Below are 26,106 nucleotides of genomic sequence, written 5' to 3'. Positions count from 1 at the left end.
TCGCGGGCGGAAAGGCGCAGTTTTCACACAGGCTGCATGGCGGCGATTGCGCAGCGGCGAAGGCTTGGGCAGGAAGGGCGGATGTCGCGCCTCCTCTGTCATCCCGAAACGCCCCCGCTTGCCATAGAGCGTGTCGAGGCGCAGCTGATCCGCCTGCCCGCGAACGGCAAGCCGGGAAGCGGCAACCTGCTCGTCCGCTATCGCATCACCGGGATCGGCAGGCTGGTCCTGCCCGATTTCTCGGGCCGGGGGCGCGAGGACGAATTGTGGAAGCGCACCTGCGGCGAATTGTTCCTGGCGCCCGACACGCCCGGCTACCGCGAATACAACTTTGCGCCGACCGGGCGCTGGGCGGCCTATGACTTTCGCGATTATCGCAAGCTGGCGGGTCCGTACGAACCGCTGGAAATGCCCGAAATCTCGGTGCGGACGGGCGACACCATGGCCGTGATCGACGCGGCGCTGAACCCGCGCGAGATCACCGGTTTTACCCGCGCGGCCCTGTCCATGGTGATTGAGGAAGAGGGCGGTCACCTGTCCTACTGGGCGCTGGCGCATCCAGAGGCGCGGCCCGATTTCCACCATCCCGATTCCTTCCTGCACCAGATCGAGCCTGCCTGATGTCCTATCCTTCCGTTCAATTCGGTATCGACCGGCTGCTGGCCGAACCGGCGCTTCGCGAACCGCTGAAGGGCAAGCGGGTGGCGCTGGTCGCGCATCCGGCGTCGGTGACGGCCGATCTCACCCATTCGCTCGACGCGCTGATGGCCTGCGAGGATATCGACATCACCGCCGCCTTTGGCCCCCAGCACGGGCTGAAGGGCGACAAGCAGGACAATATGGTCGAAACGGCGGACGAGACCGATCCGGCCTATGGCATTCCCGTCTTCAGCCTTTACGGCGAGGTACGGCGGCCCAGCGGCCAGATGATGTCGACCGCCGACGTGTTCCTGTTCGATCTGCAGGACCTCGGCTGCCGCATCTATACCTTCGTGACGACGCTGCTCTACATGCTTGAGGCTGCTTCCGAAGCGGGCAAGGAAGTCTGGGTGCTCGACCGGCCCAATCCGGCGGGGCGGCCCGTGGAAGGCACGCTGCTTCTGCCCGGTCAGGAGAGTTTCGTCGGCGCAGGCCCGATGGTGATGCGCCACGGTCTGACCCTGGGTGAAATGGGGCACTGGTTTATCCGCCATTTCGGCCTCGACGTCGGATACCGCGTTATCGAGATGGATGGCTGGCAGCCCGACGCCGCGCAGGGGCATGGCTGGCCCACGGACCGGATCTGGATCAACCCAAGCCCCAACGCCGCGAACCTCAATATGGCTCGCGCCTATGCGGGCACGGTCATGATCGAGGGCGCGACCCTGTCCGAAGGCCGCGGCACCACGCGCCCGCTGGAGGTCCTGTTCGGTGCACCCGACATCGACGCCAAGGCCGTACTGGCCGACATGCAGCAATTCGCGCCCGAATGGCTGGCGGGCTGCGCTCTGCGCGAATGCTGGTTCGAGCCGACGTTCCACAAGCATGCCGGAAAGCTATGCGCGGGCCTGATGATCCATGCAGAGGGCGCATTCTACGACCATTCCGCCTTCCGCCCGTGGCGTTTGCAGGCGCTAGCGTTCAAGGCGATCCGCCGCCTGTATCCGGATTACGAGTTGTGGCGCGATTTTCCCTACGAGTACGAATTCGACCGGCTGGCCATCGATGTCATCAACGGCGGTCCGGCGCTGCGCCAATGGGTCGACGACCCGGCATCGACCCCCGCCGAGCTGGAAAAGATAGCGGGCGCCGACGAAGCGCGCTGGCGCGAAGAGATCGCTCCCTTCCTGCTCTACTAGGGCTTCGCGCTCATCCCTGCTTCCGGCTCAATTGCCGCATCGCCTCCTCGATCCCGCCCAGCGTCAGCGGGTACATGCGGTCGTTCAGCAATTGCCGGATCATGCGGTTCGACTGGCTATAGTCCCAGACGCGCTCCGCCTCGGGGTTGAGCCAGATTGTCGCCGGATAGGTGTTGGCCACGCGCTGCAGCCACACCGCGCCAGCCTCGTCGTTCATATATTCGACCGATCCACCGGGGTGCGAGATCTCGTAGGGACTCATCGCCGCATCGCCGACGAAGATCACCTTGTAGTCGTGCCCGTATTTGTGAAGGATGTCCCATGTCTGGGTGCGGTCCTGCCAGCGGCGCGAATTGTCCTTCCAGACGAAATCGTACAGGCAATTGTGGAAGTAGAAGAACTCCATGTTCTTGAACTCCCCCGTGGCGGCGGAGAACAATTCCTCGACCAGCTTCACATGCGGGTCCATCGAACCGCCGACGTCGAGAAACAGCAGCAGCTTCACCGCATTGTGCCGTTCGGGCCGCATGCGGATATCCAGCCAGCCCTGCCGCGCCGTGCCCGCGATGGTCGCGTCGAGGTCCAGCTCTTCAGCCGCTCCTTCGCGTGCGAACCGGCGCAGGCGGCGCAGCGCCACCTTGATGTTGCGCGTGCCCAGCTCCTTGGTGTTGTCCAGATTGGCGAAGTCGCGCTTTTCCCAGACCTTGAGCGCGCGCTTGTGCTTCGATTGTCCGCCGATCCGCACGCCCGCCGGATTATAGCCCGAATGGCCGAACGGGCTGGTCCCGCCGGTGCCGATCCACTTGTTGCCGCCCTGATGACGGCCTTCCTGTTCCTCCAGACGCTTCTTCAGCGTCTCCATGATCTCGTCCCAGTCGCCCAGCGCCTCGATCTTGGCCATTTCCTCTGGCGTCAGGAATTTCTCAGCCACAGCGCGCAGCCATTCCTCGGGGATGTCGGCCTGCGTCTCGCCCATGTCGGACAGCACACCGTTGAAGACCTTCTGAAACACCTGATCGAACCGGTCGAGCAGCCCTTCGTCCTTCACATAGACCGCGCGCGAGAGATAATAGAAATCCTCGGGCCTGCGCTCGATCACTTCGCGGTCCAGCGCCTCCAGCAGGAGCAGATGCTCCTTCAGGCTGGCGGGAATGCCCGCGCTGCGCAATTCGTCGAGGAAGTTCAGAAACATCGTTTGATCGGCCTCAAGGCTGGGGAACGGCTGTCGGCGGCCATCATAGGCAAAGCCGGCCCGCTTGTGAAAGCCCGTGCCGCGCGCGTTGGCTGCAGGGCGCTTCGGCATATCGGTAATAGGCCCGATGGCCCGCCGCCGCCGCCGTGGCACACTTGGCGCGGATTGAAACGCGCCGCCGCGCGGCCGAAAGGAACATTCGATGAAAAAGCTTCTCCTCGCCGGCCTCTTTCTGCTCGTGCCGCTGGCGGCGCTCGGCATCATTTTCGCCAAGCTTTTCGAATTCGCGCTGCGCGTCACTGGGCCTGCACGGCGCTTTTTGCCGCACGAGACGATCGGGGAGATGGCGGTCGCCAATATCCTCGCGGTGATGGCCATTCTGGCGCTGTTGATCCTTGCCGGCGTTGCCGCCCGCATGACGTCGCTGTCCGGCCGCCTTGACCGGTTCGACCGCTTCGTGGTGGCTGCGATTCCGACCTATGCGGTGGCCAAGGTCGCACTGGGCACGGCGGCCCGCGGCGCGCAGGGCGAACCGGGCATGACGCCCGTGCTGGTCCGTTTCGACGATTACAGCCAAATCGCGTTCGAGATCGAGCGGGACGATACCCATGCCATGCTTTTCCTGCCCGGCTCTCCCACCGTGTTCTCGGGCGCCTCGGTGCGGGTCGATGTAGAGCGGGTGACGATACTGGAAATCCCGTTCAACCGCGCGGTCGGCGTGCTGCAGATGCTGGGGAAGGGGGGCCTTGGAGTGTGTGCCGGCGCAAGAAATCACCAATAAAGAAGCTATCCGTCCACGGCGCCTAGCATGGTTTCGCGCCATTCATATTCGGCACTGCACAGGGCCATGGTCTTCCCGTCCGACCGAACGAGCGAGCCAAGCACTTTCAGGCAGGAGCCATCGCGTTGGATCTCATGCAATCGGTAGGTAATCGACTGGTCCGAACCGCTGTTTGCGAAATAGCTGATGTCCCTTGCCATCGGTGACCAGATCTCGCCATCGGGCAGGTATCGGGCAAGGCAGATGTCGCAAATTGTCGGATAGGCGGCGAAATAAAGCAGGCCGACACCGTTGATGTCATGCTGTGGAACAAGCCGATATTCCGTTTCGAAAAGAATGTCCGGCGGTTCGCTCGCCCGCAAATCGCGGTAACCCTGTACGAATTCCGGTGTCTCGGACAATGCCGGAATCGGAAATCCGGCAGGCAGGTCAGGCTGGCCCCGCTGCAATGTGCGGGCATCTCCGCGTTTGCCGAACTGAGAGAAGCTGGACATGAGCGATGCCTCGATCGACGTTGAGCCGACTTTACCTGCGATAGTGGCAAGGAAAATTCCGGCACCAACTCTTGTCTGACCTCCCTCAAGCTGAAGAACATCATTTTCCTCGACGTTCGCAAGACATGTGCTTGCCCGATACCCGATCCGCGTAAAGGTCGCGTATAATCGGCCTCCATCCTGACCGGTGATCGAACGGCTGTTAACGCCAAGGGCACTTGTCAGACCCGACCAGTGCAGATCGCCGATTTCCTTGAAGAACCAGCTTTCCGACAAGCCGCCCATCGCCATCTGCGGCATTCCGATCGGACATTCTCGCAAAAGCGGCCAATTTCCCGAACTCGAATTTGAAGCAGCCCCTGCTTTCCGTTCGAGCATAGCGAGTATCTCGGACGGCCGCTCGACTTTCGTCCAGTCCGAATCCGCGATTTGTTCGCCTAGGCGTTCCTCCACTTCGGCCCGCAAAGCGATCATTCCAAAGCTGTCGATGCCGAGAGCGTCGAAGTCGGTGTCGAAAGAAGCGCCGTCTGGCAGGCGTGCGGCAAGAAACGACAGGTGGTCATCCTGATCGATACGCATCCTTGGGGGCGGACTGGCTGGGATCGCGGCCAGTTCCTTGGCAGTGGACGCGGATGAAGAGATGTTCTCTTCAGCCAGAAAGACCGGATCACGGATGCACCAGCGGCCGTTGACGATATCGGTTTCGACGACGCGCGCCGGATTCCCGGCGACGACGGTTCTAGGCGGAACATCGGTGTAGACCACGCTCCCCGACGATACGATCGCGTTATCGCCAATGCTGACGCCAGGCATGATGATCGAATGTGCGCCTACGAAGCAGTTATCGCCAATGCGTGTAGAAAGGTGGCGTCCATTGATAAAATCATGGGTTAGAACCGCGAACCTAAAGGAAATGGCGGTGTTGTCGCCAATCGAGATACCCTTGGGGTATGTCAGATCAAGCTTCGCGAAGCGGGATATCTTGCAGTCCTTGCCAATGCGCATACCCATGCGACGGTATCGCCATACCAGATAGGACGATAAGCGGTCGTAGATAGCTGATCGCAGTCGGTGCTTCACCCGATCGGTTCCGCTTTTCGCAGGCCCATTCTGCGACATTCAGCGTTCCCGCCGCGCCATGAAAGCCAGCCTTTCGAACAGCATCACGTCCTGCTCGTTTTTCAGCAATGCACCGTGCAATGGCGGAATCGCCTTGGTCGGATCCTTTTGCTGCAATGTCTCCAGCGGCATGTCTTCCACCAGCAACAGCTTGAGCCAGTCGAGCAGTTCGCTGGTGCTGGGCTTCTTCTTCAGACCCGGCACGTCGCGGATCTCGTAGAACATCTCCAGCGCCTTGGACACCAGCCGCTGCTGGATGCCGGGGAAATGGACCTCGACGATCTCGGTCATCGTCTCGGGATCGGGGAACTTGATGTAGTGGAAGAAGCAGCGGCGCAGGAAGGCGTCAGGCAGATCCTTCTCGTTGTTCGAGGTGATGACCACGATGGGCCGCTCCTTCGCCTCGATCCGCTCGCCGGTTTCGTAGACGTCGAAATTCATCCGGTCGAGTTCCTGCAGCAGGTCGTTCGGAAACTCGATATCGGCCTTGTCGATCTCGTCGATCAGCAGCACGGGCAGTTCGGGCGAGGTGAACGCCTCCCACAGCTTGCCCTTGCGGATGTAGTTCGAGATATCGTGAACGCGCTCGTCGCCAAGCTGGCCGTCGCGCAGACGGGCGACCGCGTCATATTCGTACAGGCCCTGCTGCGCCTTGGTCGTGGATTTCACGCCCCATTCGATCAGCGGCGCGTCGATGGCCTTGGCGATTTCATTTGCCAGCACCGTCTTGCCGGTCCCCGGCTCACCCTTCACCAACAGCGGCCGGCGCAGCGTCACGGCGGCATTGACGGCGACCTTCAGATCGTCCGTTGCGACATAGTTTTCGGTGCCTGTAAAGCGCTGCATCCCAATATCCTGCCTGCCAATATACTGCATGAACGGTTTTGCGGGCCAAGCTAGATATTGCATCGCAGCATGGCAAGCGCCGGGACGATAAGGCTCAGCGTCCGAACAGGCGCGGATAGCGGCGAACGAAGCGCCGCAGCCAGAAATCCGTGCGGTCGCGCCGTGCGCGGAGCATGTATCGCCACCCGGCCAGCGCCATGATGGCAGAGCCCAGCGTATCGACGATCAGGTCCCACATTGTGTCGGTCAGCCCTGACGGATCGCCCAGCATCGGTTTCTGCATGTTCATGCCCAGCAGCCGGTCCGCCGCAAATTCGGCAATCTCCCACAGCGCGCCGATCCCCACGCCGAAAAAGAACGCGAACAGCGCGACGAAGCTGGGTTTCATGGTCACGTCGACCAGTTCGTTTTCATTGACCATATAGACGAACAGAAAACCCAGCAGGCCCAGCAGAACCCCCGAACTGGTGTGCAGGACCAGATCCCACCACCAGAAACGCTCATAATAATCGCGCACCTCGCCAAGGAACAGCGTGGCGAATATGAACAGCACGGCGAAGACCTGGATTTCCGCCGGAATGAACACGGGCAGCTTTTCGGGAAACAGGGCGGGGACGCCGATGACCGCCATCAGCATCAGGACAAGGAAGATCCCCATCCACCGCTGCTCCATCGCCAGCACGGCGAGTTCGCCGGCCATGACGAGTTCCATCACGCCCACGATGATCAGGTGGATCCGCCGGATCAGCGGATCGGGCATGTTCTCGGTAGTTGGAGCGCTTTTGCCGCCCGTCACGCGTCGATCATGTCGCGGTCGAGTTCACCCGCACGGTTCTGGATGAAATTGAACCGATGCTCCGGATTGCGGCCCATCAGCTCGTCCACCAGCCGCGACACGCCCGCGCGCTGTTCGTATTCGGTGGGCAGGGTGATGCGGATCAGGCCCCGGCTTTCGGGGTTCATCGTCGTTTCGCGAAGCTGCTGCGGGTTCATCTCGCCCAGTCCCTTGAAGCGCGAAACCTCGACCTTCCTGCCCTTGAAGACGGTTTCCTCCAGCTCCTTGCGATGCGCGTCGTCGCGGGCATAGCGGCTCTCCTTCCCGGCGGTCAGCCGGTACAGCGGCGGCTGGGCCAGGAACAGATGACCGCGCCGAACAACCTCGGGCATTTCCTGGAAGAAAAACGTCATCAGCAGGGTCGCGATATGCGCGCCGTCGACATCGGCGTCGGTCATGATGATGATGCGGTCATAGCGCAAATCGTCGGGGTTGCAGTCCTTGCGGATGCCGCAGCCCATGGCCAGCGTCAGGTCGGCGATTTCCTGGTTGCCGCGGATCTTGTCGGCGCTGGCGCTGGCGACGTTCAGGATCTTGCCCCGGATCGGCAGGATCGCCTGCGTCTTGCGGTCGCGCGCCTGCTTGGCGCTGCCGCCTGCCGAATCGCCCTCGACGATGAACAACTCGGTCTCCGCCCCGGTTTCGCCGCTGCAATCGGTCAGCTTGCCGGGCAGGCGCAGCTTCTTGGCATTGGTCGCGGTCTTGCGCTTGATTTCGCGCTCCTGCTTCCTGCGCAGGCGCTCGTCCATCCGCTCCATCACCGCGCCCAGCAGCGCCTTGCCGCGGTCCATGTTGTCGGCAAGGAAATGGTCGAAATGGTCGCGGACCGCATTCTCGACCAGCCGCGCCGCTTCGGGCGAGGTCAGGCGGTCCTTGGTCTGCGACTGGAACTGCGGATCGCGGATGAACACCGACAGCATCACCTCGCTGCCCGTGACCACGTCGTCGGGGGTGATGTCCTTGGCCTTCTTCTGGCCCACCAGCTCGGCAAAGCCGCGCAGCCCCTTGGTCAGCGCCGCGCGCAGGCCCTGTTCGTGCGTGCCGCCATCGGGCGTCGGAATGGTGTTGCAGTACCAGCTGTACGACCCGTCGGACCACAGCGGCCATGCGATCGCCCATTCGACGCGGCCCTGCTGATCGCCCGCTTCGTTCGCGGGAAAATCCTGCGAGCCCGAGAAGAACTCGGTCGTCACGCATTCGCGGCTGCCGACCTGTTCCTTCAGATGGTCGGACAGCCCGCCGGGGAACTGGAACACCGCCTCGGCCGGGACATCCTCGCTCGCCACGTCGGGGTCGCATTTCCAGCGGATCTCGACGCCCGCGAACAGATAGGCCTTGGACCGGGCGAGGCGGAACAGCCGCGCGGGCTTGAACTTCTGCGCGCCGAAGATCTCGGTGTCGGGCGTAAAGGTGACCGTCGTACCGCGCCGGTTGGGGGCCGCGCCGACATGTTCGATCGGCCCCTTGGGATGGCCCTTGGAAAATTCCTGCGCATACAGCTTCTTGTCGCGCGCGACTTCCACGCGGGTCAGCGTCGACAGCGCGTTCACCACCGACACGCCCACGCCGTGCAGGCCGCCGCTGGTGGCATAGGCCTTGCCCGAGAACTTGCCGCCCGAATGCAGCGTGGTCAGGATCACTTCCAGCGCCGACTTGCCGGGATATTTGGAGTGCTCGTCGATGGGCATGCCGCGCCCGTTGTCGGATATGGTGATGCGGCCCGCCGTGCCCGGTTCGCCCTTTTCCAGCGTGACCTCGATCCGGTTGGCGTGGCCCGCCACCGCCTCGTCCATCGAGTTGTCGAGAACCTCGGCGGCCAGATGGTGCAGCGCACGCTCGTCCGTACCGCCGATATACATGCCGGGGCGGCGGCGCACCGGTTCCAGCCCTTCGAGCACTTCGATCGAGGAGCTGTCATAGCTTTTCGCGGCGGCGGTCGCCTTGGCGTCGAAAAGGTCTTCTGAATTGTCCTGTGGCATGACGAAAGGCTAGGCCTCCCACGGGGCTGCGATCAAGCTTTGCGCGAAAGTTATGAGCAGTCGCGATCACCCGGTCTGCCATCCGGGTTGATCGCCAGCGTCGATAAGAGTGGCAGCTTTTTTGCGTTTTATCGAATAGCGACGTGCTGGCATAAGAACAGGGCCAGCGCGATTGCGGCCATTGCAACGCGCAGCGGTTCGTCCCTCAGGCTTCCCTGTCCCCCGCTCGGAAGCCGGTAAGGGGGCGCCGCCTCGCTCCTGTCCCCACCCTCAACGCGAGGCGGCGTCCCTGACGAACGCCGCCCCCGATGCGCCTTATTCGAAGCTGGTTGGCGCGGGCGAGACAACCTTCATCCCGTTGACCGTGACCTCACGCACCTCAAACGCGCGCTGAACGACGCCGTCGTCAAAGCGGAACGCGCCGTCGAGGCCGAGGAAGCCGCTGGGATCGTCAAGCTGCGACACGGGGAAGGGATCGCCCGGATTCCAGTCGCGCGCGATCCTGATCGTCAGCAGCACCGCGTCATAGCCCAGCGCTGATACGCGATAGGGCGCCGATCCGAACCGGCTCTTGTAGCTATCCGACAGGCGCTGGAACCGCGCATCCGACACGGCGGAAAACCATGCGCCGCGCAGCGAAGGCGCCTGCGCGATCTGCGCGTCCCCGCTCCACAATTCGGTGCCCAGGATCTTTGCCATCTTGTCGGCGTCGCGGATCAACGGGCCTGCGCGCACGGCAATCCGGGCCCCGTCGGCAATCAGGATCGCCTGATAGTCCCCATTTTCCTGCAACCGCCGCACCGCCGCCGCCAGAGAGGCATTGTCGCGGTCATAGGTCTCCATCGCGGCGACTTGCGTGCCGGTCCGCCGCGCGGTCGCCAGCATCGCGTCCGACGCGCGCTTGCCATATTCGCCGCTGGGGACCAGCGCGCCAAAGCGGGTGATGCCGTTCTGCTGCGCATAGCGCATCGTCCGTTCGATCGACTGCGCGGGCACCTGTCCCATTACATAGACGCCGTCGCCCGCAACCTCGCTGTCGTTCGAAAAGCTGACGATCGGCACACGCGCGGGCTTTGCCACGCCCTTCACGGCATCGACATTGTCGCCCAGCAGCGGGCCCAGGATCAGCCGGTTGCCGTCCGCGACCGCGCGCCGCGCGGCGTCGGCGGCCCCGCGCGCCGTGTCATAGCTGGTGATGCGGATGTTCGACGTATTGGTGTCGAGCAGCGCCATGGTCGCGGCATTGGACACGCTCTGCCCCACGGCCGCGTTGTCGCCCGACATCGGCACCAGCAGCGCGACGCGGTGGCGCGCTTCGTCCACATCGGGCAATTCGCCGGCACTAGGCCCCTCGACCGGCGCGGGACCGGAAGGCGGCGGCGTGCCGCCATCGGGGATGATCCCCTTACAGCCCGCGAGGACCAGAGCGCCAAAGCCGAGCACGCCCAGCCGGATGGCGCGGCGGCGGGCGGCACTGTGACCGGCGGCGGCGCGGTCGTCGATAGGCGCGGAAATGGGTGCGACCCGCGTGTTCATGCTTGCATCTCCCAGAGTATGGCGTGCATCAGCGCGGCCATGGACCAACGCGATGAATCCCTCGAACCGGGTCTCTATATTGTAGCCACGCCGATTGGCAATCTTGGTGACATCACCGTGCGCGCCGCCGCGACATTGCGCGGCGCAGAAGCGGTCGCGTGCGAGGATACGCGGGTGACGGGGAGGCTGATGCAGCATCTCGGCCTGAAGCAGCGTCTGATCCGATACGACGATCACGCGGATGAGCGGGCACGCGGCGGATTGCTGGATCTTGCCGCCAATGCCGCGGTGGCTCTGGTGTCGGATGCCGGAACGCCGCTGATCTCGGACCCTGGCTATCGCCTTGTTCACGAGGCGCGCGAGCGGGGCATCAATGTCGTCGCCGTACCGGGACCGAGCGCGGTGGTCGCAGGCCTTTCCATTGCGGGCCTGCCGACCGACCGTTTTCTGTTCGCCGGTTTCCTGCCGCAAAAGGCCAAGGCACGCGCCGACGTGCTGGCCGAACTGGGCGGCGTTCGCGCTACGCTCGTCTTCTACGAAACCGCGCCCCGGCTGGTGTCGGCGCTGCAGGCGATCGAAGAGGCATTGCCCGGACGCACCCTTGCCGTGGGGCGCGAGATCACCAAGCTGCACGAGGAATGCCGCAGTGGCACGGCCACGGAACTGGTCACGCATTACACCGCGCACCCGCCGCGCGGTGAAATCGTGCTGATGATCGGCCCGCCGGGCGAGGAACAGCCAACCGACATCGACGCCGACGCGCTGCTGGTCGAGGCGCTGAAGACAGACAAGCCCAGCCAAGCGGCCTCACGGCTGGCCAAGGCGCACGGGCTGGACCGCAAGGCGCTCTATGCCCGCGCGCTGGAACTGAAATCGTGAAACCCGAAGCCATCCGCCGCATCCGCGCCGAGAAACAGGGCCGGCGGGGCGAGGATGAGGCGGCGCTGTTCCTGCACGCGTCCGGCTGGGACATTCTGGCGCGCAGGCTGCGCAATGCGGCGGGGGAGGTCGATCTGGTCGCCCGCAAAGGCCGGATCGTCGCCTTCGTCGAAGTGAAATGGCGGCAGACGGCGGCAGGCCTCGACACCGCGATCGATGCGCGCCGCCTTGCACGGGTCTGCGCCGCGGCTGAGGCGGAGGCGCATCGCTTTCTGGGTCCGGAGGACGACATGCGGATCGACGTGCTGCTGCTTGCGCCCGGCCATCCGCCGCGCCATCTGGAGAACGCAGGCCAGTTCTGACGCCTGCCAAATAAGGAATCGCCGTGCCCAACCCCTTGCGTGTCGCCGTCCAGATGGACCCGATGGAATCGATCAATATCGCGGGCGATTCCAGCTTTGCCCTGATGCTTTCGGCGCAGGATCGCGGGCACGAAATATTCCACTACGACGTGCGCTCGCTCAGCTGGCGTTCGGATGGCAGCGGCAGCGGCCGCGTCACCGCATGGGCCGCGCCGGTCACGGTCCGCAAGGTGAAGGGCGACCATTTCGACATGGGCGAACATCGCACCATCGACCTTGGCAGCGATGTCGACGTGGTGCTGATGCGGCAGGACCCGCCCTTCGACATCGGCTACCTCACCGGCACATGGCTGCTTGAGCGGCTGAAGGGCGAGACGTTGGTGGTGAACGATCCCGTCTCGGTCCGCAACGCGCCCGAAAAGGTCTATGTGCTCGACTTCGCGCGCTTCATGCCGCCCACGCTGATCACCCGGCGGATAGAGGAAGTGCGCGGCTTCATCGCCGAACACGGCGCGGTCGTCATCAAGCCGCTGCACGGCAATGGCGGCAAGGCGGTGTTCAAGGTGGAAGCCGACGGCGGCAATCTGTCCGCTCTGGTCGAGATGTTCAACAATACCTGGCCCGAACCCTTTATGGTCCAGCCCTTCCTTCCCGAGGTGAGCGAGGGCGACAAGCGCATCGTCCTGATCGACGGCGTCGTCGCGGGCGCGATTAACCGCAAGCCGGGCGAGGGCGAGTTCCGCTCCAACCTCGCGCAGGGCGGCTATGCCGAAAGCGCCTTGCTGACCGAGCGCGAGCAGGAGATCTGCGACGCGATGGGGCCTCAGCTGAAGAAACTGGGCCTTGTCTTCGTGGGCATCGACGTCATCGGCGGCAAGTGGCTGACCGAGATCAACGTCACCAGCCCCACCGGCATCGTCGCGATCGACAATTTCAACGGCACCGATACGGCGGCGATGATCTGGGACGCGATAGAGGCACGGCTGGCCCAATAGATGCGGAGCCTTCGGCCCGCTCAAGCATTGGTGCAGCAATGACCGACTGGATCATCACCATGATCGAGAGGGGCGGCTATTTCGGCATCGCCTTTCTGATGGCGATCGAAAACATCTTCCCGCCCATCCCCAGCGAGGTGATCATGGGCGTGGGCGGCCTGCTCGTTGCGCGCGGGTCGATGTCGTTCGTCCCGCTGCTGATATGGGGCACGGCCGGATCGGTGGCGGGCAATTTCGTCTGGTACTGGGTCGGCCACAAATACGGCTATCGGCGGCTGGAACCCTTCATCGAAAAGCACGGACGCTGGCTGACGCTGGACTGGCAGCACATCGAGGATACGAGCCGCTTTTTTCAGAAACATGGCCAGTGGGTCGTGTTCTTCCTGCGCTTTTCGCCGCTGATGCGCACCATCGTCTCGCTGCCCGCGGGCCTTGCGCATATGGGCGTCTGGCGCTTCCTGATCTTCACCGCCGCCGGCGCCGCGATCTGGAACGCGCTGCTGATCGCCGGGGCGAGCCTGCTAGCCAAGCTATTTGCCGAATTTGAATATTGGGTCGGCATCGCAACCTGGGTGCTGATCGGCCTGATGCTGGTCGGCTATGTCTTCCGTGTGGCGACCTGGAAGCCGCGGGAGCGAACGGACGAGATGGAAGACCTATCGTGAGTTCGTCCGTCGGTCAGTTCCCCAGCTTGTACGATATGACGGCTGCCCAATAGCTCTTGACCGGATTCCCGCCGGAATCCAGGGCAGGCAGATAGAGACCGTCTCCGAGAACACGCTTGCAGATAAAGGGCTTGAACCGCTGCGTGTCGGTTTCGTTCTGGATATGACAGGCCGTGCCATTACCCTGCGCATCGACATCCACGCGAAACGCGATGATGGCTTCCTGGCCGTCGACGAGTTCGTACCTGGGATAGGTCTGAAGGTTTAAGATGAAATTGCGAAAGTCTCTTGGATCTGCCTTGCGGCTTAGATTCTCATGCGCTGCGTGATCGATATCCCAGTGTGATGTCAGTTCGGTCATGCACTTTGACAGAGCGCGAAACGGTTCGACCAGATTGCCCGTATGGATGTTCCATGTTTCGTTGCGGGCTGTAACCATGGAGATTGTTTCGATACCGGAAAACAGCGCATCGCGCTCTTCATCGGACCATTGACGATCGGGAACGTCGGAAGGAGACACGCCCAAGAGTTCGCTCTGTCTGACGGCGAACATTCCGCCGGGAAGATGAGCCCATGTAATCGGCACGATAGGATCGGAGATATAATCCCCTTCGTCCCCGAAACGGAACTTCAGCGCTTTTCCGCCGGTTCTCCTTCCGGCGGAGAATAAGACGTTGATCGATCCGCTGGGAGAATATTGCCGCATCTGCATGTAAAGCTTTTCACCCTTGGCGGTGTAAGCCCGCGTAAGCGCGCAGCTGTCCTTCGAATAATCGAGGGCCCATGCGACCGACGGTTCGAAATTGATGACATCGCCGTCACCCGCGTGGGCAGGATTGGCCGAAAGTGACATTGCGGCGATGGATGCCAGTAATTTTGAGCGCATATCAACGAGCTATCGAGTGTATCGATCCCGGTCAATCTCGCCCTCACGATCGTCGCAGCAGGCCAGATAAGCCTGTCACCAGGATGGCCGCTTCGGGTAGGCCTAATCCTCCCGCTCCCGCGGATGTGCGTCGCGATAGACGTCCAGCAATGTCGCCGCATCGACCTTGGTATAGATCTGCGTCGATCCCAGGCTGGCATGGCCCAGCAACTCCTGCAGGCTGCGCAGATCGGTGCCGGCCGCGAGCAGATGGGTGGCGAAACTGTGGCGCAGCGCGTGCGGGGTCGCGCTCGGCGGCAGGCCCAGCAGGGCGCGGGCGCGGGCCGTGGCCTTTTGCACCATGCCTTGCGACAGGCGCCCGCCCTTGGCCCCCCGAAACAGCGGATCGCGCGGACCGGTCGGCCATGGCAGGCGGGCAAGGTAATCCTCTATCGCCTGCTTCACCAGCGGCAGGATCGGGGCCACGCGCTGCTTGCGCCCCTTGCCGAGCACGGTGATCGTCTCCCCGATCGGCAGGATTCCGCAATCGAGCGACAGCGCCTCGTCGATGCGCAGCCCCGCACCATAGAGCAGCAGCAGCACCGCCCGATCACGCGCGCCGATCCAGTCGACATCCGCATTCTCCGCCGCGGTCTCGGCAAGATTGACCGCTTCGTCGGGCGTGACCGCTCGGGGCAGGCCCTTGGCGACGCGCGGCCCGCGCAGGCGGGGCGGGGCAAGATCCTCGTTCCCGGACTGGCTCAGCGCGAACTTGATCAGCGATTTCAGCGCCGACAATTCGCGCGCTGCCGAAGCGTTGGACAGTCCGGCACCCCGGCGCGAAGCCAGATAACGCCGCATGTCCGCCGCCTTGCAACCCGCCACCCGCCGCCAGTCCGCATCGTCGCCCAGCCATTCGAGGAACCGCCGCGCCGCATCGCCATAGGCGCGCACCGTATGGGGCGATCGGCGAAGAGCGAACGCGAGGTGATCGTGCCACTGCTCCAGCAGGTCGGCACGCAGATTCATGCCGCATCCAGCAATGCGCCGCCGACCAGCTCGCCCAGCAGCGCATCGAGCACGACCATGCCCGAAGCGGTTACATGCAATCTGGCGTCGGCACGGCGGATAAGGCCAAGATCCTCGAAAAGCCGCGCCTTTTCGGCATCGATCAACGCGTCCGCATCGATTCCGAACCGCCGTGCCATGGCGCCCGGGTCGACGCCTTCCTCCAGCCGCAGGCCCATCATCAGCGCTTCCGCCGCCTGCTCGCTTGCGGGGAGGGTGCGGCTTTCGGACGTGCCATGCCCGTTGCGGTCGGTGGCCGAGAGGAAGTTCTCCGGCTTGCGATGCCGCTGCGTCGCGGTGGAGCGCCGCCGGCCATGCGCGCCGGGACCGATCCCGGCATAATCGCCATAGCGCCAATAGGTGAGGTTATGGCGGCTTTCCTGCCCGGCCCGCGCGTGATTGCTGACTTCATAGGCCGGCAGCCCGGCCTCTGCCGTCATACTGCGGGTAAGGGTGAAGATCTCGGCCGCCACATCGTCCTCGGGCAGGGTGAAGCGGCCTAGTCGGTGATCGGTGGCGAAACGCGTCCCCGGCTCGATCGTCAACTGGTAGAGTGAGAGATGACCGGTCCCGAACGACAAAGCGTGGGAGAGTTCGGCCTGCCACTCGGCGATGGACTGGCCGGGCCGCGCATAGATGAGGTCGAAGCTGACCCGATCGAAGGCGCGCTGCGCGACCTCCAGCGCGGCAACCCCTTCGCGCGCGTCGTGCAACCGGCCCAGGAACCGCAGCGCTTCGTCATCGAGGCTTTGCAGGCCCAGCGACACGCGATTGACACCGGCCTTCGCCAGATCGGCAAACGCCGCCGCCTCCACCGACGAGGGATTGGCCTCGAGCGTGATTTCCAGATCGGGGGCCGCGTCCCATAACCGGGTCGCCTCGCCAATCAGCCGTTCGACCAGCGCGGGCGGCATCAGCGATGGTGTGCCGCCTCCAAAGAAGATCGAGGTCAGCATGTCCGGTCCGGTCGCCGCCCGCTCGAACGCCATGTCGGCCAGCAATGCGGCTTCCCACGCAGCCATATCGACGCCATCGCGGACATGGCTGTTGAAGTCGCAATAGGGGCATTTCTTCAGACAGAACGGCCAGTGGATATAGAGCGCCAGCGCCATGGCCGCGTTTCAGCACCTGTTCAGCGCCCGGAGTCAAGCTTGGCGGCAAGATTGGTGCACATGGACGGATGGATGAAACACAAGGCAGCGACGGCAGTGATGGTCATGGGCGCACTGGCCGCGGCATTGGCGGCGCCCGCAATTGCGCAGCAGCAATGGGGCTATTCCAGCAAATATCCCCGGATCGACAGCGTGCCTTCGGGCAGTTTCGCACAAAGATTGCTCGACCGCCATAACGAGGAGCGCCGGCGCGTCGGCGTGCCGCCCCTTGCGTGGGACGCGCAGCTTGCCGCCGATGCGCAGGACTGGGCCGAGGAGATCGCCCGCCAGCAGCGCATGACCCATGCCGACCACGCCGCACGGCGCGGAGCGGGGGAGAACCTGTGGCGCGGCACCAAGGGCTATTACACCGCGGAGGAGATGATCGGCACTTTCGTCGACGAAAAGCGCCATTTCCGGCGCGGGACCTTTCCCGATGTCTCCACCACCGGACAATGGCGCGATGTCGGGCATTACACGCAGCTGATCTGGCGCGGCACCCAGAAAGTCGGCTGCGCGGTCGCGCCGGGCGGCGGGCAGGACTGGCTGGTCTGCCGGTACTGGCCGGCGGGCAATACGATGGGGCAGAAGGTGCTGTAATCTAGACCGGCCAGGCAAAGGCAAGGCGGCGCTCGCCCACGGGCCGCGCTTGCGGATCGAAGCTGCGTTCCGCGATCATGCCGGTTCCGTCGCGCGCGATGGTGACGACCGTGCTGCAGCGGGTTCCATAGGTCGGATTGGAAATGAAGATCGGCGCATAGCCCGGTTCCGGCGCATGAAGCGGGGCCGGCTCGTCGGCTCGCGGTGTTTCGGAACGCAGCGCGGCAAAGAGCGGTTCGACATCACCGGTTTCGCCCTTCAGCCATGCCCCGAGTGCCGTCCCCAATTGCCGCGTCTTGGGCCAGGGTTTGTCAAAGGCGCCGTTGGACAGGCCGTGGATTCCGCCATCAAGCTTTGCGTATTGCGGGCCGGGGTAATTTGTCAGGAAATACGCGTCGTGCGGTGTCGCATGAAACGCGTTCAGCGGGTTCATTGCCGATAATCCAGCAGGTTCGCGGCCCTTTAGAAGATCGGTGACGACGCTGCCGCGAGACGGCCTGCCTTCCGCAAACCCGTCGGGATCGCGAAAATTGGTAAGAAGTGCGAACTGCCCCTGACGCGATACGCCCAGCCAGGTCCCGCCGCTGCGCAGGTCGCGGCCCGCAAGTACGCCGGGATCGTCGCTCCATTCCTCCAGGGGTACGGCGGGGCGGGCGTGGAACTCGTCACGGTTGGCGACTGCGACCAACAAGAGATCGGGATGGCAATCCCATGCCACTGCGGCAACGCACATCGGATCGACCCGCCTTTACGATCTGTGAAAACCGGCGCGTCCTAACAAATGCAGTCGTGCGGTTCCAGCCGGGCAGGCAATCGAACGGTCAGCAGCAGGCCCGTACGACCGGTTTCGGCTTGGGCAGGCGCACTTCGAAATGGGCCCCGCGCAGGCGCGCGATCACGAAGGTATGAACCGCGGGATAGAGCGGGTTGAGAAAGCGCAGATGTGCCGACTGCCCGCGCTCGATCCATTGCACTTCGGCGTCGATGGCGGACAGGCCGCCGAACGAAATCGTCAGCCTGTCGCGCGGACCAAGTTGGCGGGAAATCCCCTCGATCCGCGCGCCTTCGCGCGTCAGTTCGACGAGATTGGCGGGGAACGACATGCCCGTTCCCATGCGATACCGGCAGCGCGCCTTGATGGCCTGCTGGTCGATGATTGGAGTGATGTTGTGACGACCCACGCAAATCTCCTGAGCACGAGATTTCTGACGGGAATAGTGCGGGTGCGGTTATTGAGATTTCCTTAACGCGCGGGTCCCGGCGAGGATCGGACAGGGCACTTTTGGCTACCAGCGACCGCGATGATCGCTGCCTTCAAAAGTCGCCCGCGATGGCCAAGTACCTGCAAACAGGCGATTCAGACGCCGAACTGTTCGGCGACCAGTTTCCTGAACGCATCGGCACGGTGGCTGATCGCATGTTTTTCGTCCGGGTCGATTTCCGCGAAGGTCTGCTCGCGGCCGGTGGGTACGAACACGGGATCGTAACCGAACCCCAAGGTGCCGCGCGGCGGCCATGTCAGGGAACCGTCGATCCGCCCTTCATAGATGGCATGCCGTCCATCGGGCCACGCAATCGCGAGCGTGCACGAGAAGTGCGCGCTGCGGTCCACATCCGGACCCTGCTGCGCCAGAAGGCCTTCAACCTTGCCCATGGCCATGTACCAGTCGCGGCCCGGATCGCCTTCGAACCATTGCCGCTCGGCCCAGTCGGCGGTGTAGACGCCGGGCCTGCCGCCGAGCGAATCGACCGACAGCCCGCTATCGTCCGCCAGCGCCACGATCTGCGACGCCTCTGCCGCCGCGCGCGCCTTGATCAGCGCGTTTTCGGCAAAGGTCTTCCCCGTCTCGGCCGGTTCGGGCAGGCCCAGCGAACCCGCCGACAGGCAGTTCATCCCATAGGGCGCGAGCAGGGCCGAAATCTCTTTCAGCTTGCCCGCATTATGGGTGGCGATGACCAGTGAACCGGAACCGAGGCGAGGCGTTTCGTTCATGCGCCGGCGACCGCCGCCGCCTGTGCGCGGAAGATCTCGTCGCAGCCGGTGCGGGCGAGGCGCAGAAGGCGAAGCAGCTGTTCCTCGTCATAGGTCGCGCCTTCGGCGGTGGCCTGCACCTCCGCGATGTGTCCGCCCTCGATCAGCACAAAATTGGCATCGGCGTCGGCGCTGGAATCCTCCAGATAGTCGAGGTCGAGCACCGGCGTGCCGTTATAGATGCCGCAGGAAACGGCCGCGACCTTGCGGGTCAGCGGATCGTCCTTGATCGCACCCGATTTCATCAGGCCCTGAACCGCCAGACGCAGCGCGACCCACGCGCCGCTGATCGAAGCCGTGCGCGTGCCGCCATCGGCCTGGATCACGTCGCAATCGAGGGTGATCTGCCGCTCGCCCAGCTTCTTCATATCGGTGACCGAACGCAGCGAGCGGCCGATCAGCCGCTGGATTTCCTGCGTGCGGCCCGACTGCTTGCCCTTGGCCGCCTCGCGGCTGCCGCGGGTGTGGGTGGCGCGGGGCAGCATCGAATATTCGCCCGTCACCCAGCCTTCGCCTTTGCCGCGCAGGAAGGGCGGCACGCGCTCCTCGACGCTGGCGGTGCAAAGGACCTTGGTCTCGCCAAAGCTGACGAGGACCGATCCCTCGGCATGCCTGGTAAAGCCGGTCTCGATCGAGATGGTCCGCATTTGATCGGCGGCGCGGCCGGATGGGCGCATGGGAATACCTTTGCAGTTCGTGTTCAATTCCGGCCGCCCCTGTGAAAGTTTTGCCCGCGCGGTGCAAGATGGATTGCCGCGAATCGACTTGCGGTGCCGAAAACCGGGTTCGGAATCGGGAAAAATTCGACCCGCAGCAATGCGCGCCGTTCAGCGCACGGCCCTGTCAGGCATAGCCCTCGATCACGCGGTCGGGCGGGCTGTGGCCGTCGACCCAGCTGCGGATATTCGCGATGATCTTCACGCCCGCGGCGGTGCGGCCTTCCTCGGTCGCGCTGCCGATATGGGGCTGGGTGATGACATAGGGGTGCGCGATGAGGCGCGGATCGACCACCGGCTCTTCCGGATAGACGTCGAGGCCTGCGCCCCACAGATGCCCGCTTTCCAGCGCGGCGATCATCGCTTCCTGATCGATCAGCTCGCCGCGGCCCGTGTTCACGATCACCGCGCCGTCCTTCATCAGCGCGATGCGGCGCGCGTCGATCAGATGGTGGGTAGAGGCGGTGCTTGGGCAATGCAGGGTCGCGATGTCGCATTTCGCCAGCAAATCGTCGACATCGGCGGCAAATTCCGCGCCCAGCATGCGTTCGACCGATTCGGGAAGGCGGCGGCGATTGTGATAGATGATCTGCATGCCGAAGGCGCGGGCGCGGTGGGCCACCGCCTGTCCGATGCGCCCCATGCCGATGATGCCCAATGTCTTCCCGCCCAGCGAACGGCCAAGCATGCCGGTCGGTCCCCAGCCTTTCCATTCGCCGTGGCGCACGATGCGCGTCCCCTCGCGCATGCGGCGCATAACGCCGATCAGCAGAGCCATCGTCAGATCCGCCGTGTCGTCGGTAAAGACGCTGGGCGTATTGGTGACGATTATGCGGCGCGCGCGGGCGGCGGCAAGGTCGATGTGGTCGGTTCCGGCACCGAAATTGGCGATCAGGCGCAGACGGTCGCCCGCAACGTCGATCAGCGCCTTGTCGATTTCGTCGGTGACGGTGGGAACCAGCACGTCGCATGTCGCCATCGCCTCGGCCAGTTCATCCCGCGACAAAGGATGATCGTCGCCGTTCAGCCGCGCATCGAACAATTCGCCCATGCGCTGTTCGACGACCGGCATCAGGCGGCGGGTGACGAAGACTTGCGGCTTGCCCTCTATTCGCCTCGTGGCTGCAATCGCGGGGTCTGACATCGGATCGGCTGCCTCGGGAATGCTGTCTGCCATGGCTGCGGCGCTACGCCGGGCAGGGGGGCATGGTCAACAGAAGATGCCCGCGCGAACGGATGTTCCGCCGCGATATCCGTTTTCGATGTGGCCGTTTTCGATGTGGGTTGCGAGGGAACGGATCTTGGCGCGAAACCCGCGCGGGTCTATGCGCTGCACATGCATTCTGTCCCGACACCAGCGGCCAATCGTCCGACCGGCATGGCGCGCATCCTCGTCATGGGGATATCGCTCGTCCTGCTGGCGTTCATGGCGATGCCAGCCGCGGCGCAGGATACGGACGAAGTGCCCTATTGGGCATCGCTCACCACCGACAAGGCGAACATGCGCGTGGGTCCCGGCGGCAGCTACCGGATCGTCTGGGTGTATCAGCGCAAGGGCCTGCCGCTGAAAGTGGTCCGCCGCCTGTCGGGCTGGCGGCTGGTCGAGGATCCCGACGGCACGCGCGGATGGCTGGTCTCCCGCTTCCTCAGCCGAGAGCGGACCGCCATCGTTACCGGCGACGACAATGTCATGATGCGCGCCATGCCGGACGATGGTGCCAAGCTGCTCTGGCAGGTCGAGCCCGGCGTCACCGGCTGGCTCGGCGATTGTTCGGATGGATGGTGCCGCTTTGCCGTTGGCGAGCGGGAGGGACCATTGCAGGAAGGCTGGGTGCCCGAAAACCGGCTCTGGGGACCGGGAGAGCCCTGATCGCGGCCCCGGGCTTCGGCTGGCTGCTGCCCGTCCTGCTGGCCCTGATCGGGGCGGTGGTCGGCAGCTTTGCGGGCGCAGCCGCTATACGGATCGGACGAGGGGAGAGCGTGGTGACCGGCCGGTCGCGCTGCGATGGCTGTGGCCGCACGCTGTCGATCATCGATCTGGTGCCGATCCTGTCCTTCACTGCCTTGCGGGGGCGATGCAGGACTTGCGGCTCGCGCATCGACCGGCTTCAGCCCGCAGCCGAAATTCTGGGCGCCGGCATCGGATTGGGGGCATGGCTCGCAATGGCCTCGCCGGCGCAGGCGGTCGTCGCGGCGCTGCTGGGCTGGCAATTGCTGGTGCTTGGCCTGTCCGACTGGCGCGCCTTTCACCTGCTGCCGACGGGAATCGCCCTGCTGGCCGTCAGTGCCGCGATCCTGCCCCTGCTGGCAATTGCGCATGATCTACCTGCGGAGACGCTCGTACTTCGGCAGCTGGCGGGCGGGGGCCTCGGTTATGTCCTGCTCGCCGCGCCCGCGCTGGCCTTTCGCGCGATCCGCGGCCGCGACGGGATGGGAAGCGCCGATCCCCCGCTGATGGGGGCGGCCGGATTATGGGTTGGACCGACCGGCGTTTGTTTTATTCTGTTGCTGGCGGCGGTCCTGGGAATCGGGCTTGCCCTGCTGTCGATGGTCCGCGGCAACGCAGGATCCGGGCCTGACAATTCCCTTCGCAGCGACGATTCCGCAGGGGCGCTGCCGCTTGGCACGATGATTTCGGTTGCAACGATTGCCGTAACATTTGCAGGATTTTCACTTCTGACACCCTGAGCCGACCTGCTACATACATTCAGCCCCCTTGCGCAGCGGCGCGGCCTTGCCTAGGGCGCATTTCGCGGGTGCGATGTATCCGCAAAGCTTGAAGTCCGTTATCGCGGCATGCAGCCAGAGAGGGCCTTTTGGTCGACCTGTCACAATATCTGCCGATCTTCATCTTCCTGGTGATCGCGCTGGGGCTTTCCGCCCTGTTCGTCTTCCTGCCGATGGGTGTGTCGCGCCTGACGGGTTCGCATAATCCCGATGCGGAAAAGCTCTCGGAGTACGAGTGCGGCTTCCCTGCGTTCGAGGATCCGCGCAGCCAGTTCGACGTGCGATTCTATCTGGTGGCGATCCTGTTCATCATCTTCGACCTTGAGGCGGCATTCCTGTTTCCCTGGGCGGTCAGCCTGGACCTGACTGGATGGCCGGGCTGGATCACGATGATGGTGTTCCTGTTCGAACTGATCGTCGGCTTTGCCTATGCCTGGAAGAAGGGAGCTCTCGAATGGGAGTGAACGACACATCCGTATCGCCGGCCGAGGCTGCCCGCGCAGCCGCGACCACGCCGCGAACTCCGAACCCGCCGGGGACAACGGTGTCGGGCGCGGCGCATAATCCGGCTCTGCATCCCGCGGCCCAGCCGGGCGAACTGCGCCAGCCGGATTCCGACTATTTCAATGCGCTCTCGACCGAGGTCAACGACAAGGGCTTCCTGCTGACCAGCACGGAAGAACTGTTCCAGTGGGCGCGGACCGGTTCGCTGTGGTGGATGACCTTCGGCCTCGCATGCTGCGCGGTCGAGATGATCCACGTCAACATGCCGCGCTATGACATGGAGCGTTTCGGCGTCGCGCCGCGCGCTTCGCCGCGCCAGTCCGACGTGATGATCGTGGCGGGTACGCTGTGCAACAAGATGGCTCCGGCACTGCGCAAGGTCTATGACCAGATGTCCGATCCCAAATATGTGATCAGCATGGGATCGTGCGCCAATGGCGGCGGCTATTACCACTATTCCTATTCGGTGGTGCGTGGCTGCGACCGGATCGTGCCCGTCGACATTTACGTCCCTGGCTGTCCCCCGACCGCAGAGGCGCTGCTGTATGGCGTGATGCAGCTTCAGCGCAAGATCCGCCGCGAAGGCACGGTGAGGCGCTGATGGCCGTCGTTCATTCCGCTCCCAAATTCGCGCCCAACACCGGCGTGAAGGACGCGCTCGCTTCCGCGCTCGGCTCCATGCTGGTCAGCGCGCATGAGGAGCACGGCGAAGTGTTCCTGGTGGTCGAGCGTTCGCAGCTCAACGCCGCGCTGCGCGTGCTGCGCGACGATCACGATTACCAGCAGCTGATGGAAATCGCGGGCGTCGACTATCCGTCGCGGCCAGAGCGTTTCGAGGTGTGCTATTGCCTCCTCTCGCTCACGAAGAACCACCGCATCATCGTCAAGACCAGCACCGACGAGGCCAAGCCGGTGCCGACCGTGACCGACATCTGGCCGGTCGCCGGATGGCTGGAGCGCGAGGTCTTCGATATGTACGGGGTGCTGTTCGCGGGCAACACCGATCTGCGCCGCATCCTCACCGACTATGGGTTCGAAGGGCATCCTTTTCGCAAGGACTTCCCGCTGACCGGCCATGTCGAGCTGCGCTATTCCGAGGATGAGAAGCGCGTCGTCTATCAGCCGGTCGAACTGGCGCAGGACTTCCGCAGCTTTGACTTCATGAGCCCGTGGGAAGGCGCGGATTACGTGCTGCCGGGTGACGAGAAGGCGGCAGAGCATCCCGCTCCTCCCAAGGTGGACGAGCCGAAGACGACCGAAAGCCCCAAGGACACGGGCGCGGGTGCGAAGACCGACGCCAAGGCGGCGGAAACGGAAAGCCCCGGTTCGCCCGACCTCGACGAGGGCGGCCCCGCGACCGACGCGCCCGAACCGACCGAAAGCCGGGAAGGGCAGCCGCGCCGTGAAGGCCGCACCGCCGATACCGAGGGCGCGACCGAAGTCGACAAGAACGATCCCGACGCCGACGCAGAGGGCGGGAAGGGCAAGGACCGATGAGCCTGCAACTCGAACAGTCGCCGACCACCGGCGACGACGTCATTTCGAACTACACGATCAATTTCGGGCCGCAGCACCCGGCGGCGCATGGCGTGCTGCGCATGGTGATGGAGCTTGACGGCGAGATCATCGAGCGCGTCGATCCGCATGTCGGCCTGCTGCACCGCGGCACCGAAAAGCTGATCGAGTACAAGACCTATCTGCAGGCGCTGCCCTATTTCGACCGGCTCGACTATTGCTCGCCGCTGTGCATGGAGCACAGCTATGTGCTGGCGATCGAAAAGCTGCTGAACGTCGAGGTGCCGCTGCGCGCGCGATATCTGCGCGTGCTGTTCGCGGAGCTGACGCGCATCTGCAACCACATGCTGAACATCGGCGCGCATGTCATGGATGTCGGCGCGATGACGCCGAACCTGTGGGTGTTCGAACTGCGCGAGGACTGCCTCAATTTCTTCGAACGCGCGTCCGGCGCGCGCATGCACAGCGCGTATTTCCGCCCCGGCGGGGTGCATCAGGACGTGCCGCTCAAGCTGCTGACCGATATCGGCGACTGGGTCGACACGCGCCTGCCCGAGCTGTTCGGCGATGCGATGAGCTTGGTTACAGACAACCGCATCTTCAAGCAGCGCAATGTCGATATCGCCATCGTCAGCAAGGACGACGCGGTGAAGTGGGGCTTCTCCGGTCCGATGATCCGCGGCAGCGGCATCGCCTGGGACCTGCGCAAGTCGCAGCCCTATGACGTTTACGACCGGATGGATTTCGAGATTCCCGTGGGAACCAACGGCGATTGCTACGATCGCTTCATGGTCCGCGTTGAGGAAGTCTATCAGTCGGCGCGCATCATCAAGCAGTGCCTTGCCGAAATGCCGGACGGGCCGATCGCGTCCGACGACCGCAAGGTTTCTCCGCCCAAGCGCGGCGAGATGAAGCAGTCGATGGAAGCGCTGATCCACCACTTCAAGCTTTATACCGAGGGATTCCACGTGCCCGCGGGCGAGGTCTATGTAGCGACCGAGAGCCCCAAGGGCGAATTCGGCGTCTATCTGGTCAGCGACGGCAGCAACAAGCCGTATCGCTGCAAGATCCGCCCGACCGCGTTCAGCCACCTTCAGGCGATGGACTTCATGTGCAAGGGCCACATGCTGCCCGACGCGACTGCCATTCTTGGCGCCATCGACGTGGTGTTCGGGGAGTGCGACCGGTGAGGCTGACGCATTCCGAACAGATGAGCGTGCTGGCATCGGCGACGGGTCTTGCCCTGATCGTCCTGTTCTTCGGCTCGCTGGCGCTGGGCTTTGAAACGAACGAATGGCTGGCCGAAATGGCCGCCTGCGTCGCGGCGTTCGAGTTCTTCTCGTTCGGCCAATCGCAATATCGCAACTGGAAGCGCCGCCGCGGAGGTCCGCGTGGCTGAGACCGGGA

29 protein-coding genes are annotated in these 26,106 nt (G+C 63.9%); 15 read left to right on the top strand and 14 right to left on the bottom strand.

Translation table 11 applies throughout. The features are described 5' to 3' along the window. Positions 1-81 precede the first annotated feature (81 nt). Together AC4FIJ_RS01145 and AC4FIJ_RS01140 are read left to right on the top strand one after the other, a co-directional pair. Positions 82-621, top strand: coding sequence for a DOMON-like domain-containing protein (locus AC4FIJ_RS01145; protein ID WP_490334882.1), 540 nt, complete (start codon positions 82-84; stop codon positions 619-621). Next, positions 621-1,838: an exo-beta-N-acetylmuramidase NamZ family protein gene (locus AC4FIJ_RS01140; protein ID WP_490334881.1), complete on the top strand. Its 1,218-nt coding sequence runs from the start codon at positions 621-623 to the stop codon at positions 1,836-1,838. Before AC4FIJ_RS01145 ends, AC4FIJ_RS01140 begins: the two co-directional genes overlap by 1 nt. A gap of 10 nt (positions 1,839-1,848) precedes the next feature. Here the strand turns inward: AC4FIJ_RS01140 and AC4FIJ_RS01135 are convergent, their stop codons facing one another. After that, positions 1,849-3,030 (bottom strand): vWA domain-containing protein, encoded by a 1,182-nt coding sequence (locus tag AC4FIJ_RS01135; protein WP_490334939.1) that lies wholly within the window; start codon positions 3,028-3,030, stop codon positions 1,849-1,851. A 202-nt stretch (positions 3,031-3,232) separates the two neighbouring features. Here AC4FIJ_RS01135 and AC4FIJ_RS01130 point away from each other — a divergent pair, with 202 nt between their 5' ends. After that, the gene (locus AC4FIJ_RS01130; protein WP_490334880.1) at positions 3,233-3,811 is read left to right on the top strand and encodes a DUF502 domain-containing protein; all 579 of its coding nucleotides are present in this window, start codon (positions 3,233-3,235) and stop codon (positions 3,809-3,811) included. Positions 3,812-3,816: 5 nt separating this feature from the next. On the opposite strand, the gene AC4FIJ_RS01125 is transcribed toward AC4FIJ_RS01130, so the two are convergent. From AC4FIJ_RS01125 to AC4FIJ_RS01105, 5 genes are all read right to left on the bottom strand, one after another. Beyond that, positions 3,817-5,316: an LnmK family bifunctional acyltransferase/decarboxylase gene (locus AC4FIJ_RS01125; RefSeq protein WP_490334879.1), complete on the bottom strand. Its 1,500-nt coding sequence runs from the start codon at positions 5,314-5,316 to the stop codon at positions 3,817-3,819. Positions 5,317-5,424: 108 nt separating this feature from the next. After that, the gene (locus AC4FIJ_RS01120) at positions 5,425-6,270 is read right to left on the bottom strand and encodes an AAA family ATPase (protein ID WP_490334878.1); all 846 of its coding nucleotides are present in this window, start codon (positions 6,268-6,270) and stop codon (positions 5,425-5,427) included. Between the two features lie 94 nt (positions 6,271-6,364). Continuing rightward, positions 6,365-7,066: a DUF2238 domain-containing protein gene (locus AC4FIJ_RS01115; RefSeq protein ID WP_490334877.1), complete on the bottom strand. Its 702-nt coding sequence runs from the start codon at positions 7,064-7,066 to the stop codon at positions 6,365-6,367. Continuing rightward, complete coding sequence (parE, locus tag AC4FIJ_RS01110) at positions 7,063-9,084, bottom strand: DNA topoisomerase IV subunit B (RefSeq protein WP_490334876.1); 2,022 nt, start codon at positions 9,082-9,084, stop codon at positions 7,063-7,065. The genes AC4FIJ_RS01115 and parE overlap by 4 nt, the downstream gene beginning before the upstream one ends. 315 nt (positions 9,085-9,399) lie before the next feature. Then, on the bottom strand, positions 9,400-10,620 hold the full coding sequence (locus AC4FIJ_RS01105; protein WP_490334875.1) for a penicillin-binding protein activator: 1,221 nt from the start codon (positions 10,618-10,620) through the stop codon (positions 9,400-9,402). A gap of 39 nt (positions 10,621-10,659) precedes the next feature. On the opposite strand from AC4FIJ_RS01105, the gene rsmI reads away from it, so the two are divergent. Genes rsmI through AC4FIJ_RS01085 form a run of 4 tightly spaced genes read left to right on the top strand, consistent with a single transcriptional unit; the run spans position 10,660 to position 13,521 of the window. Further along, positions 10,660-11,499: a 16S rRNA (cytidine(1402)-2'-O)-methyltransferase gene (rsmI, locus tag AC4FIJ_RS01100; RefSeq protein ID WP_490334874.1), complete on the top strand. Its 840-nt coding sequence runs from the start codon at positions 10,660-10,662 to the stop codon at positions 11,497-11,499. An 11-nt stretch (positions 11,500-11,510) separates the two neighbouring features. Next, positions 11,511-11,861, top strand: a complete 351-nt coding sequence (locus AC4FIJ_RS01095; protein WP_490334938.1) for a YraN family protein — start codon at positions 11,511-11,513, stop codon at positions 11,859-11,861. 23 nt (positions 11,862-11,884) lie between these two features. Further along, a complete protein-coding gene (gene gshB, locus AC4FIJ_RS01090) occupies positions 11,885-12,856 on the top strand; it encodes a glutathione synthase (protein WP_490334873.1) in 972 nt (323 codons plus the stop codon). Between the two features lie 38 nt (positions 12,857-12,894). Then, the gene (locus AC4FIJ_RS01085; protein ID WP_490334872.1) at positions 12,895-13,521 is read left to right on the top strand and encodes a DedA family protein; all 627 of its coding nucleotides are present in this window, start codon (positions 12,895-12,897) and stop codon (positions 13,519-13,521) included. Positions 13,522-13,534: 13 nt separating this feature from the next. On the opposite strand, the gene AC4FIJ_RS01080 is transcribed toward AC4FIJ_RS01085, so the two are convergent. The 3 genes from AC4FIJ_RS01080 to hemW all read right to left on the bottom strand — a co-directional run bounded on the left by AC4FIJ_RS01080 (position 13,535) and on the right by hemW (position 16,566). Continuing rightward, positions 13,535-14,233, bottom strand: a complete 699-nt coding sequence (locus tag AC4FIJ_RS01080; RefSeq protein WP_490334871.1) for a hypothetical protein — start codon at positions 14,231-14,233, stop codon at positions 13,535-13,537. A 276-nt stretch (positions 14,234-14,509) separates the two neighbouring features. Continuing rightward, the gene (locus tag AC4FIJ_RS01075) at positions 14,510-15,415 is read right to left on the bottom strand and encodes a tyrosine recombinase XerC (protein ID WP_490334870.1); all 906 of its coding nucleotides are present in this window, start codon (positions 15,413-15,415) and stop codon (positions 14,510-14,512) included. Further along, positions 15,412-16,566, bottom strand: a complete 1,155-nt coding sequence (gene hemW, locus AC4FIJ_RS01070; protein WP_490334869.1) for a radical SAM family heme chaperone HemW — start codon at positions 16,564-16,566, stop codon at positions 15,412-15,414. Before hemW ends, AC4FIJ_RS01075 begins: the two co-directional genes overlap by 4 nt. Positions 16,567-16,638: 72 nt before the next feature. Here hemW and AC4FIJ_RS01065 point away from each other — a divergent pair, with 72 nt between their 5' ends. Next, on the top strand, positions 16,639-17,205 hold the full coding sequence (locus tag AC4FIJ_RS01065; RefSeq protein ID WP_490334868.1) for a CAP family protein: 567 nt from the start codon (positions 16,639-16,641) through the stop codon (positions 17,203-17,205). Between the two features lies 1 nt (position 17,206). Here AC4FIJ_RS01065 and AC4FIJ_RS01060 read toward each other — a convergent pair whose 3' ends face one another. The 5 genes from AC4FIJ_RS01060 to AC4FIJ_RS01040 form a co-directional block, all read right to left on the bottom strand. Then, positions 17,207-17,938 carry an NRDE family protein gene (locus tag AC4FIJ_RS01060; RefSeq protein WP_490334867.1) on the bottom strand — a complete coding sequence of 244 codons (732 nt, stop codon included), beginning with the start codon at positions 17,936-17,938 and terminating at the stop codon, positions 17,207-17,209. Positions 17,939-18,026: 88 nt separating this feature from the next. Further along, positions 18,027-18,386 carry a hypothetical protein gene (locus AC4FIJ_RS01055; protein ID WP_490334866.1) on the bottom strand — a complete coding sequence of 120 codons (360 nt, stop codon included), beginning with the start codon at positions 18,384-18,386 and terminating at the stop codon, positions 18,027-18,029. A 176-nt stretch (positions 18,387-18,562) separates the two neighbouring features. Continuing rightward, positions 18,563-19,198, bottom strand: coding sequence for an RdgB/HAM1 family non-canonical purine NTP pyrophosphatase (rdgB, locus tag AC4FIJ_RS01050; RefSeq protein ID WP_490334865.1), 636 nt, complete (start codon positions 19,196-19,198; stop codon positions 18,563-18,565). Further along, positions 19,195-19,914 carry a ribonuclease PH gene (rph, locus tag AC4FIJ_RS01045; RefSeq protein ID WP_490334864.1) on the bottom strand — a complete coding sequence of 240 codons (720 nt, stop codon included), beginning with the start codon at positions 19,912-19,914 and terminating at the stop codon, positions 19,195-19,197. The genes rdgB and rph overlap by 4 nt, the downstream gene beginning before the upstream one ends. A gap of 166 nt (positions 19,915-20,080) precedes the next feature. Continuing rightward, positions 20,081-21,097 carry a 2-hydroxyacid dehydrogenase gene (locus tag AC4FIJ_RS01040; protein ID WP_490334937.1) on the bottom strand — a complete coding sequence of 339 codons (1,017 nt, stop codon included), beginning with the start codon at positions 21,095-21,097 and terminating at the stop codon, positions 20,081-20,083. A 120-nt stretch (positions 21,098-21,217) separates the two neighbouring features. Here AC4FIJ_RS01040 and AC4FIJ_RS01035 point away from each other — a divergent pair, with 120 nt between their 5' ends. The 7 genes from AC4FIJ_RS01035 (at position 21,218) to AC4FIJ_RS01005 (ending at position 26,098) form a co-directional block, all read left to right on the top strand. Then, a complete protein-coding gene (locus AC4FIJ_RS01035) occupies positions 21,218-21,823 on the top strand; it encodes an SH3 domain-containing protein (protein ID WP_490334863.1) in 606 nt (201 codons plus the stop codon). Then, positions 21,733-22,641 (top strand): prepilin peptidase, encoded by a 909-nt coding sequence (locus AC4FIJ_RS01030; RefSeq protein ID WP_490334862.1) that lies wholly within the window; start codon positions 21,733-21,735, stop codon positions 22,639-22,641. Before AC4FIJ_RS01035 ends, AC4FIJ_RS01030 begins: the two co-directional genes overlap by 91 nt. Positions 22,642-22,769: 128 nt before the next feature. Further along, entirely contained in the window at positions 22,770-23,144 is a 375-nt protein-coding gene (locus AC4FIJ_RS01025) for an NADH-quinone oxidoreductase subunit A (RefSeq protein WP_066843622.1), read from the top strand. 80 nt (positions 23,145-23,224) lie between these two features. After that, complete coding sequence (locus tag AC4FIJ_RS01020) at positions 23,225-23,785, top strand: NuoB/complex I 20 kDa subunit family protein (RefSeq protein ID WP_490334936.1); 561 nt, start codon at positions 23,225-23,227, stop codon at positions 23,783-23,785. Further along, positions 23,785-24,681 carry an NADH-quinone oxidoreductase subunit C gene (locus tag AC4FIJ_RS01015; RefSeq protein WP_490334861.1) on the top strand — a complete coding sequence of 299 codons (897 nt, stop codon included), beginning with the start codon at positions 23,785-23,787 and terminating at the stop codon, positions 24,679-24,681. The genes AC4FIJ_RS01020 and AC4FIJ_RS01015 overlap by 1 nt, the downstream gene beginning before the upstream one ends. Continuing rightward, a complete protein-coding gene (locus AC4FIJ_RS01010; RefSeq protein WP_490334860.1) occupies positions 24,678-25,889 on the top strand; it encodes an NADH-quinone oxidoreductase subunit D in 1,212 nt (403 codons plus the stop codon). Before AC4FIJ_RS01015 ends, AC4FIJ_RS01010 begins: the two co-directional genes overlap by 4 nt. Then, the gene (locus AC4FIJ_RS01005) at positions 25,886-26,098 is read left to right on the top strand and encodes a hypothetical protein (RefSeq protein WP_490334859.1); all 213 of its coding nucleotides are present in this window, start codon (positions 25,886-25,888) and stop codon (positions 26,096-26,098) included. Before AC4FIJ_RS01010 ends, AC4FIJ_RS01005 begins: the two co-directional genes overlap by 4 nt. Positions 26,099-26,106 lie beyond the last annotated feature (8 nt).

The organism is Croceicoccus sp., assembly GCF_983967925.1.
This window is presented reverse-complemented; position numbering and strand designations above follow the sequence as displayed.